Source organism: Azorhizobium sp. AG788 (assembly GCF_943371865.1).
In the GTDB taxonomy this organism is placed as follows: Bacteria; Pseudomonadota; Alphaproteobacteria; order Rhizobiales; family Xanthobacteraceae; genus Azorhizobium.
Genome location: NZ_CALRWL010000088.1, coordinates 1 through 9,230, shown reverse-complemented (window position 1 = coordinate 9,230; position 9,230 = coordinate 1). Strand labels below are relative to the sequence as shown.

General features: G+C 68.6%; 9 protein-coding genes. 4 read left to right on the top strand and 5 right to left on the bottom strand.

Annotated elements, in window-relative coordinates; translation table 11 throughout:
- The 3 genes from AAG816_RS26960 to AAG816_RS26950 form a co-directional block, all read left to right on the top strand.
- A partial coding sequence (locus AAG816_RS26960; protein ID WP_341992808.1) for an ABC transporter ATP-binding protein occupies positions 1–669 on the top strand: 669 nt, incomplete at its 5' end.
- Positions 666–1,748: an extracellular solute-binding protein gene (locus tag AAG816_RS26955; protein ID WP_341992807.1), complete on the top strand. Its 1,083-nt coding sequence runs from the start codon at positions 666–668 to the stop codon at positions 1,746–1,748. The genes AAG816_RS26960 and AAG816_RS26955, both read left to right, overlap by 4 nt.
- A 97-nt stretch (positions 1,749–1,845) precedes the next feature.
- Positions 1,846–2,715: an ABC transporter permease subunit gene (locus AAG816_RS26950; protein WP_341992806.1), complete on the top strand. Its 870-nt coding sequence runs from the start codon at positions 1,846–1,848 to the stop codon at positions 2,713–2,715.
- A 21-nt stretch (positions 2,716–2,736) separates the two neighbouring features.
- Here the strand turns inward: AAG816_RS26950 and AAG816_RS26945 are convergent, their stop codons facing one another.
- The 5 genes from AAG816_RS26945 to AAG816_RS26925 form a co-directional block, all read right to left on the bottom strand.
- Positions 2,737–4,233, bottom strand: coding sequence for a sensor domain-containing diguanylate cyclase (locus AAG816_RS26945; RefSeq protein WP_341992805.1), 1,497 nt, complete (start codon positions 4,231–4,233; stop codon positions 2,737–2,739).
- A 187-nt stretch (positions 4,234–4,420) separates the two neighbouring features.
- Positions 4,421–5,398: a dihydrodipicolinate synthase family protein gene (locus tag AAG816_RS26940; RefSeq protein WP_341992804.1), complete on the bottom strand. Its 978-nt coding sequence runs from the start codon at positions 5,396–5,398 to the stop codon at positions 4,421–4,423.
- Positions 5,395–6,516 (bottom strand): FAD-dependent oxidoreductase, encoded by a 1,122-nt coding sequence (locus AAG816_RS26935; protein ID WP_341992803.1) that lies wholly within the window; start codon positions 6,514–6,516, stop codon positions 5,395–5,397. Before AAG816_RS26935 ends, AAG816_RS26940 begins: the two co-directional genes overlap by 4 nt.
- Positions 6,513–7,934 carry an FAD-dependent oxidoreductase gene (locus AAG816_RS26930; RefSeq protein WP_341992802.1) on the bottom strand — a complete coding sequence of 474 codons (1,422 nt, stop codon included), beginning with the start codon at positions 7,932–7,934 and terminating at the stop codon, positions 6,513–6,515. The genes AAG816_RS26935 and AAG816_RS26930 overlap by 4 nt, the downstream gene beginning before the upstream one ends.
- Positions 7,931–8,218, bottom strand: coding sequence for a (2Fe-2S)-binding protein (locus AAG816_RS26925; RefSeq protein ID WP_341992801.1), 288 nt, complete (start codon positions 8,216–8,218; stop codon positions 7,931–7,933). Before AAG816_RS26925 ends, AAG816_RS26930 begins: the two co-directional genes overlap by 4 nt.
- Before the next feature lie 160 nt (positions 8,219–8,378).
- On the opposite strand from AAG816_RS26925, the gene AAG816_RS26920 reads away from it, so the two are divergent.
- Positions 8,379–9,188, top strand: a complete 810-nt coding sequence (locus tag AAG816_RS26920; protein WP_341992800.1) for a transporter substrate-binding domain-containing protein — start codon at positions 8,379–8,381, stop codon at positions 9,186–9,188.
- The last annotated feature ends 42 nt before the right edge of the window (positions 9,189–9,230 follow it).

Sequence of the window (9,230 nt, the reverse complement as noted above, 5' to 3'; positions counted from 1 at the left end):
CGGGTGGCGCTGGCCCGCGCTTTGGTGTTCGAGCCCCGTGCCTTGCTGCTGGACGAGCCGTTGTCGGCGCTGGACGCCGCCCTGCGCCACGGCATGCGCGACGAGATCATGCGGGTGCAGCGCGGCGCCGGCATCGCCACTTTGCATGTGACCCACGATCAGGAAGAAGCGCTCTCCATGGGCGACCGGGTGGCGGTGATGCATGCCGGCCGGCTGATCCAGGTGGCGCCGCCGCGCGAGCTGTATGACCGGCCCATCAACCGGGTGGTGGCCACCTTCGTCGGCCACGCCAATCTGTGGGACGGCCGGGTGCTGGGCGAGGGACGGGCGATGACGCCCATCGGCGAGATGGCGTGCGATACCACCGGATTTGCCGCCGGCACACCGGTGGGCGTGCTGGTGCGCCCGGAACATGCCCTGCCGGTTTCCGGTGCGCTGCCTGCGGGCACCGCCAATGTGTTTCCCGGACAGGTGTCCGAAGATCGTTTCCTCGGTGCGGTGCGCCGCTGCGACCTGGCGGTCGCCGGCGGCCTGATCCGCATCGAGACCAATATCCGGGCGGCCATCACGGCGGTCCAGATCCCGCCGGAGGCGATCCGGCTCCTGCCGCACGAAGCGCACGCTTCTTCCGGGTCCTCTGGGCCTGCCACCACAGGAAATGTGTCATGACGCACTGGCTGATCAAGGCCGCAACGGCGGCTCTCGTGGCGTTGCCGTCCATCGCTCTTCCCTCCCTGGCGATGGCGCTGGAGGGGCCGGAACTGTTTCCCGGCGAAAGCGCGCTCTATGAGCAGGCGAAGAAGGAAGGCATGATCGTCTCCTTCGACACCGGCCCCACCTGGGCCAATTGGGGCGAGCAGTTCAAGGCGTTCCAGAAGCGCTATCCCGGCGTCGAGCTGGTCTATAACGACATCGGCTCGGCGGCCACCGTGGTGGCTCTCGACAAGGCCCGCAACCGGCCGCAGGCGGACACCGCTTATTACTTCGCCGGCTCCGCCCTGGATGCGGTAACCAAGGATGTGGTCGCCCCGTTCCAGCCGGTGAATTTCGGCAAGCTGGTGCCGCAGTTCAAGCAGGCCGACGGCAAGTGGTTCACCATCCACACCCTGAGCCCGGCGCTGCTGGTGAACACCAATCTGGTCAAGAACCCGCCCAAGAGCTGGGCGGACCTGCTGAAACCCGAATATGCCAAGACCGTGGTCTATCTCGATCCCCGCTCCACCGGCCAGGGCCAGGTGGTGGTGATCGCGGCCGCTTATGCCAATGGCGGCAGCATCGACAACGTGGCGCCGGGCATCGACTATCTGGCCAAATTGCACAAGGCCGGCAATGTGTTGCGCACGGTCGGCACCACGCCCTATGCCCAGTTCCTCAAGGGCGAGATCCCGATCCTGATCGGCTATGAGAACGATGGCCTGAAGGCCAAGTACAAGGACGGCATGGGCGATGCGGTCCAGGTGGTCATCCCCTCGGAAGGCACCGTTGCCGCCCCTTATGCCATCAGCCTGGTGAAGGGCGGCCCGAACCCCGACGCCGGCAAGCTGTGGCTGAACTTCATCATGAGCGAGAGCGGCCAGGCCCGGTTTGCGGAAGGCTATGTGCGTCCCTCGGTGCCCGGCGTGGCGCTGCCAGCCTCGGTGGCCGCGCAGATGCCGGCCATCACCGCCATTCCGCTGGACGTGAAGAAGGCCAGCGATCGCAAGGCGGAGATCGACCAGTTGTGGGCCAAGCAGGTGCTCGGCCAGTAGCACGCTTGAGCCGGCGGCGCGGGCCTCTGCGCCGCCGGGTCTGTTCACGGTTGGAGTGACGGCGCGAAGACGCGCCCGTTCAGGAAGCGCAGGCCGCATGGCAGTCCAGGGCAAAAGCACGCAGACGCAGGGGCGGACCATTGCGCTCGCCAGTCCGGGCATCCGGCTGGCCTTTGCCACACCGGCGCTGGTGGTATTTGCGCTGTTCTTCGTGCTGCCCTTGGCGGTGGTGCTGGTGGAGGCCAGTGCCGACCATGGCTCCGCCTTCGGGCGGGTACTGACCGATCCGGTATTCTGGGCCGGCATGCGGGGCAGCCTGGTGCTGGGCACGCTGGCCCCGGCCTTCTCGGTGGCGGTGGGCTTCCTGGTGGCGCTGCATCTGGCGCGCCTGTCGGCGTCGGTCCGGGCGGCGACCTTGTTTGCCATCTCGCTGCCCTTGACCTTTTCCGGCCTGGTGATCGCCTATGGCTTCATCCTGGTGTTCGGCCGCTCCGGCTTCGTGACCCTGCTGCTGGCGCGGCTCGGGGCAGATCCGGCGGTGGTGGGCGGCTTCATCTTCTCGCCGCTGGGCCTGGGGCTGGCCTATTCCTATTATCTGATCCCGCGGGTGGTGCTGGTGATGCTGCCGGTGCTGATCAATTTCGACCGCGCCCAGATCGCCGCCGCCCGTTCGCTGGGCGCCTCCAATATCGTCGCCCATTGGGACATTCTGGTGCCGCAGGTGATGCCGGCGCTGCTCACCGCCTTCTGCCTCACCTCGGCGGTGGCCATCGGCGCCTATGGCACGGCGCTGGCGCTGGTGGGCACGCAGGTGAACATCCTGCCTTTGGTGCTCTACAGCAAGATTTCCGATGCCGGATCAGACTTTCCCGCCGCCGCCGCCATCTCCATCCTGCTGATGGGACTGTGCTGCGTGGTTGTGGGGCTGGCAGAGCTTCTGGGCCGGGCCGGGCGCGGGCGGGCATGATCCCGGCCGGGCGCCTGCGGATCAGCGCGCCGGCTTGCGGCTGAAATATTCCTCGGAGGCGATGGGTTGGCGGCGCGGGTTGCGGGCCATGGACCGGGCGCGCTCCGTCGCCTTCTGGATTTCCGCCACATCCGCCCCCGGCGCGACGATGGTGGTGACGCAGCCGATGCGGGCGCTGGCCGTGACGGGCTGGCCGTTGCGACCGGCCGCCGGCACGCTCTCGATGGCCTGCTTGAGCCGCTCGGCGATGCGGGCGGCGCCGGTGCGGCTGGTGTCGGGCAGCAGGACGGCGAATTCATCCGTGCCATAGCGCGCGACCGTGTCCGCCGGGCGCTTCAAGGCGCCGCGCAGATTCTCGGACACGTTCCTGAGGAACTGATCGCTGGCCGCGTGGCCGAGCAGGGAGGTGATGTGGCTGAAGCGCTCGATCTCCACCATCAGCACCGACAAGGGTTCATCGCTCCGCGCCGCCTTGCGCCATTCCCGGTGCAGCATCTCGTCGAAATGCCGGCGGTTCGGCAGACCTGTGAGCTTGTCCGTATAGACCAGCCCTTCCAATTCCTGCTCGATCCGGAAGCGCGTCTCCATGGCCCGGAAGAAGGCGATGATCAGCCCGATCACCGCCAGGCACAGGCTCGCCCCGCCGATCATCAGGAACAGCGCCTGCTGGTGCCATTGCGCCAGCACGTCATCCACCGAGAACGCCACCGACAGCATCACCGGTGCGTTGGTCAAGGGCCGGTTTACATAGAAGCGGTTGACCCCATCGGTGGTCGAGACGTCGGTAAAGGCGATCGCCGGATCGGCCATCATCCGCCGGAACGGCCGCGCGGCGGAGAGATCGCGGCCCGCATTGCCCTGCCCATCGGTAGAGGGCTCGCGCATGAGGATACGGCCATCGTTCCGCACCAGGACCACGATGCCATGGGGGCCGATGTCCACGGATGCCAGCAGGCGGTGCACCACATCCAGGGGCATGGTGGCCACCACCACCCCGTCAAACAGCCCATCGGGCTGCGACAGGCGGCGGCTGAACACCAACGTCGCGACATTCTGACGCAAGAGGCCCGGATATGGCCCGCCCAGGTAGGCCTGGCCCTTGCCGTTCAACTGGGACTTGAAGAACCCCTGGTCCGACAAATCCCGCCCGTCCGCTGGCCCGGCGGGAAACCGATAGAGGGCACGCCCGTCCGGCGAGACCACCATCAGGGTCTCCAGAACATTCAAGCGGGCGGCGGCGCCGAACAGCACGCTCTCCCGCAGCTCCGGTGAAAGTTTTGAAATGTCATGCGTTTCCGCCGCAGCTTGGGCGGACGCCAAGGCGCGATCGATGTCAGCGAACGCTTCATCGACACTATGGGCCAATGTGGTCGCGATATTCTCCGAGGCGCGGGCCGCATTCTGCCACGCGGCGATACCCTGTTGATCCAAAAGGTAAAGCTCGGCGCAAAACGCTGCCGTCACCGCGAGGATGACCGCAATCAACGCGCTCAGGCGCAATGTCTTCTTGGTGCTCATCCTTTGGTCAGCGCGCGTCTCAAACCGAGGGGAATTCTCGAATCGCCCTCGGCTCCCGCAGAATGGAAGCCTGTCGGCGCGCGCATATGACCGGAACTGCCCCCCCGCGTCATCCCCTAACAGGCGCTTTGGCTCCGAGGGCTTGGATCCACCCGCCGGCGCCGCCACGCGCCGCCGGTCTCAGGGACTAGCCGGGCACCGCCAGACGCGGCGGCGCCGCGTGGTCCAGCGCACTCTCAGCGCCCGCCGCCCGCAGCGCGGCGGCGAGGGCGGCGATCTCATGGCGATCACACGGGGCATGGGGCGGCCGCAGGCCGTCATGGCTGAGCCGACCCAGCAACTTGAGGCAGGTCTTCAGCCGTGCGGTCGCCCGCCCGCCGGGGGCATCACGATAGATGGCCACCGACAGCGCATAGAGCCGCTCGTGCACGGCGCGGGCGGTGACCCAGTCGCCGGACTCGGCGGCTTCCCATAGGGCAACGACCACCTCGGGCACGACGGCAGCCAAGCTCACCTGGCTGCCCACGCTGCCGATCATGTAGCTGGTCAGCAGATGCTCGTCGCCGGAGCCGAGCACGGCAAAGCCGGGACGCAGGCCGCGGATCAGGCGCAGGTTTTCCTCGTAGGTGGCAACCTCCCAGCTGCCTTCCTTGATGGCCAGGATGCGCGGGTCCGCCACCAGCCGGGTCAGCAGCGCCGGCCCATAGGACATGGCGCCCGCGCCCACCGGCGCGCCATAGAGCATCAGCGGCACCGTGGTGGCCTCGCCCACCAGGCGGTGGTGCAGCAGCACGCACTCGTCCGCATGCCCCAGCGCCCAGCTGTTGGGCGGGAAGACCAACAGGCCGTCGGCGCCGGCCTGTTCCATCTGGGCGGCTTCTCGGGCGGCCTCCAGGCTGGATTCATGGTTCACGCCGGAGACGATCAGGCAATCACCCGGGCTCACCGCGCGGGCGATCTCCACCACCCGCCGCTTTTCCGCCAGGGTGAGCACGAAATTCTCGCCCGCATGGCCGTTCACCAGCAGGCCGTTGATGCCGCGCACGGCAGTGACGGCGGCGATGTGGGCGGCGAGCGCGTCTTCATCGACGGAAAAATCCGGCCGCATGGGGACGATGGTGGCTGCATGGATGCCGCGCAGGCGATCGGTGAAGGTCGTGGTCATTGGGGGCCTCGCGGGGCAATGCTGCTGTTCAGCAAACGATCAATAGGAAACAGGGGCAGATCCGGTTCGCGGCCGAGCAGATGCTCCGCCAGCAGGCGCGCGATATAGGGGCCGCTGGTGTAGCCGGAGTGCACCGAGCCGCAGACATAGGCGCCCGGCACGCCGGGCACCGGGCCCACCGCCGGCAGCGCGTCGGCGGTCTCCGCCTCCAGCCCGGCCCAGGCGCGCGCCATGCGGGCGCCCTTCAATTCGGGAATGGCATGGCAGGCGAGGCGGACATTGCCGACCATGCGGTCCGGCAGCAGTTCGACCCCGCCGTGCTCGCGATCGCCAATGCCCTGCCAGCCGCCGCCGATGACCACGGTGCCGTGGGGATATTGCTTGAGCGATAGCAGGCCGTTGGCGATGCCCACCACGGTGCGCATGACCGGCCGCACCCGCTCGGTGACCACCAATTGGTTCACCAGCGTCTTGATGGGCAGATGGACGCCGAGCCACGCCAGCATGGGCTCGATCCACACCCCGCCCGCCAGCACCACCCGCCGGGCGCGCACGGTGCCGCTGGAGGTCTGGATGGAAAAGCCGTTCGCCTCGCGGTCGATGCCGGAGACCGGGGTATTCTCCCGCAGGTCGACACCGGCCTCCAGCAGCGCCCGGCGATAGGCGAGGCCGGTGAGATAGGCATTGGCGAAGCCGTCCACCTTGCAATAGCCGGCGAGCCGCACCTGGTCGGAGACACCGGGCTCGATGGCGCGGGCCTGCGCGCCGCTCACCAGTTCGATGGGCGCACCCGCCTCGCGGCGCTTGCCGGCGCGATAGGTGAGCAGTTCTTCTTCCTGCTGGGTGAAGGCGAGCGAAAGGCCGTCGCACACCACCACGCCCACGTCATGGCCCAGCCATTCGCGGGCGCTGGCCCACATGGCGTGGGCGCGCAGCGCATAGGGGATGAGGGCGACGCGGGTCATCTGCATGGTCAGCGTGCCGGCATTGACGCCGGACGCCTCGCGGCAGAGCGGGCCGCGCTCCAGCAGGGCCACCTTCATGCCGCCGCGGGCGGCGAACAAAGCCGTGGTGCCGCCATGCACGCCGCCGCCGATGACTGCGAGATCGTGGATCATAGCGGCGCCGGGGCTGGAATGGGGATGTCGGAATAATCGAAGGCGCCCATGAGGTCGGCCAGGGCCACCGGCCGCAGCGGCGGGCGGGCGGTGAAGGCACCGGCCGCTTCGCGCGAGCCCACCTTCAGCGCCAGCAGTTCGCCGGCGACATCGCCGCAGAACCGGCCCTGGCACGGGCCCATGCCGCAGCGGGTGAATTGCTTCAACTGGTTGAGGTCGCAGGCGCCGTCCGCATGCGCGGCGTCGATTTCGGCGCGGGTCACGTCCTCGCAGCGGCAGACCACGGTGTCGGCGGGGATGGACGCCACTTGCGCCGGGCGCAGGGCCATCATGCCGGCCATGGCGTCGGAGAAGGGGCGGGCCTTGGCGATGGCGGCGCGGGCGGCGCCGCTGGCCGTGGCGAAGGCCGTTTCGGAGAGAGCGCCGGCATCATGGGCAGCGGCAAGGCCGGCGAGGCGCCCGGCCTGTTCGGCCACGAGGGCGCCGCGAATGCCGGCGCCGTCGCCGCAGGCATAGAGGCCGTTGAGGCTGGTGCGCCCCACGGCGTCCAGCACCGGCACGAAGCCGCCCCGGCGCCGGTCGAAGGTCTGCGTTGCCCGCAACAGCCGGGGCACCTCGCCACCGGGCACCAGGCCGTGGCCGACGCATACGGTGTCGGCGTCGATCACCCGCTCGGGGCCCGTGATGAAGGCGCCCTGTGCATCCACCGGGGCGATGCGCACCCGTTGCAGCTCTTCGCTGCCCTCGGCGGTGCGGATGGCGTGGCGGAACAGCATTGGCACGCGGGCGGCGCCGATCTTCAGCGCCCAGCCGGCGCCGCGGGCCACGAGGGCGGGCTGCGTCGCCATGGCGGGCAGGGCTTTCAGCCAATCGCCGGGGCCGCTGAGATCCACCACCGCGGCGACGGAGCCGCCGCTCTTGAGAATGCCGGCGGCCACCACTGCCAGCAGCGGGCCGCAGCCGGCCACGACGATGCGGGTGCCGGGCACGCCGCCCTGGGCCTTGAGCAGCACGGTGGCGGCGGCAAGGCCGATGACGCCGGGCAAGGTCCAGCCGGGAAACGGCACCACCCGCTCGTGGGCGCCGGTGGCGGCGATCAGGCGCGGCGCCTCGACCGATTCGTTGCCGTCCGGCCCCACCGCATCGACGCGGAAACGCTGGCCCACCGACCACAAGGTGCGGCCGAATCGGGCGTCCACGCGGGAGGCTTTGAGGCGGGCGCGCAGACCATCGCCGCTGGTGCGCTCGGGCGAGGCGGGCAGGGTGGTGTCCAGGCCCGGCAAAGGCGCGCGCCAGACCTGGCCGCCGGCCGCAGGCTGCTGCTCGAACAGAATCACCTTGAGGCCGGCGTCGGCGGCGGCGATGGCCGCGTTGGCGCCGGCGGGGCCGGCGCCGAGGACGATGAGATCGGCGCTCACAGCACGCCCCGCCGTTCCACGCGCATGCCGGCGCGGGCCGGGGTGAGGCAGGCCTGGCGGATGGTGCCATCCACATGCAGCGCGCATTCCTGGCACACGCCCATGTAGCAGAAGGCGCCGCGCGGCGCCCCGGCGCGGGGGCTGTGGCGCAGGCGCTTGAGATCGGCGCGCGCCAGAATGGTGGCCAGCATGTCGCCCTCCCGCACCGCCAGAGGGGTGCCGTCGATGGTGATGGACACCATCGGTCGCGGGTCTGTCCCGCCTGAGGTTTGCGTGGCTGCCATGCCCGAATGTCCCGTGACCCGCACCCCCATGGAGCCGGGGATGTGCGCGATTTCCGCTTTACAGATGCCTCTCGTTGTATACAAATTGTCTACCGTTTGGCAATGGGAAGTCATCTCGAAGGTGGCACCAGCCGGGATCCAGAGGTCGGGAGAACCACGCATGTTGAAGTCATTGCTCGCCGCCGGGGCGATCGCGGTTGCGATTGCCGGCGCCGTTCTGCCAGGGGCCGCGCAGGCGCGGACGCTGGATGAGATCATCAAGTCCGGCACCATCCGCGTAGGCGTGAACCCCACGCTGCCGCCGCTGGGCAAGTTCGACGAGAAGAACGAGATCGTCGGCTTCGACGTGGACTACGCCACCGAGATCGCCAAGATGCTCGGGGTGAAGCTGGAAGTGGTGCAGGTGGGTTCGCCCGACCGCATCCCCTTCGTCACCGCCGGCAAGATCGACTTCGTCATGGGCGCCATGACCCGCAATCCGGACCGCGCCAAGGTGATCGACTTCACCTTGCCGGTGCACACCGAAGTGCTCGGCGTGCTGACCACCAAGGACAAGCCCTATACGGACTGGAAGCAGCTGGATGATGCCAGCGTCACCTTCGTGCAGGTGCGCGGCTCGACCCCGGTGAAGTTCATCGAGGACAACCTCAAGAACGCCAAGGTCACCTTGCTGGACAATTATCCCGACGCCGTGCGCGCTCTGGCGCAGGGCCGCGGCACCGCCATGATCGACGTGATCGACTTCATGGGCGAGCACATGTCCAAGCACAAGGTGGACTGGAAGATCGTCGAGACCCCCATCGACGTCTATTACTGCTCGCTGGGCGTCGCCAAGAATTCCGCCGGGCTCAAGGATTGGCTGAACGTCGCGATCTTCGATCTGTATCGCAAGGGCAAGACCACCGAGCTGTGGAAGAAGTGGTTCGGCATGGACATGATCAAGCCGGTGGGCGCGCAGCCCTTCTTTTGATCATTAGCGATCGTGCGCGCCCGGCGGGTGGTCCCGCCGGGC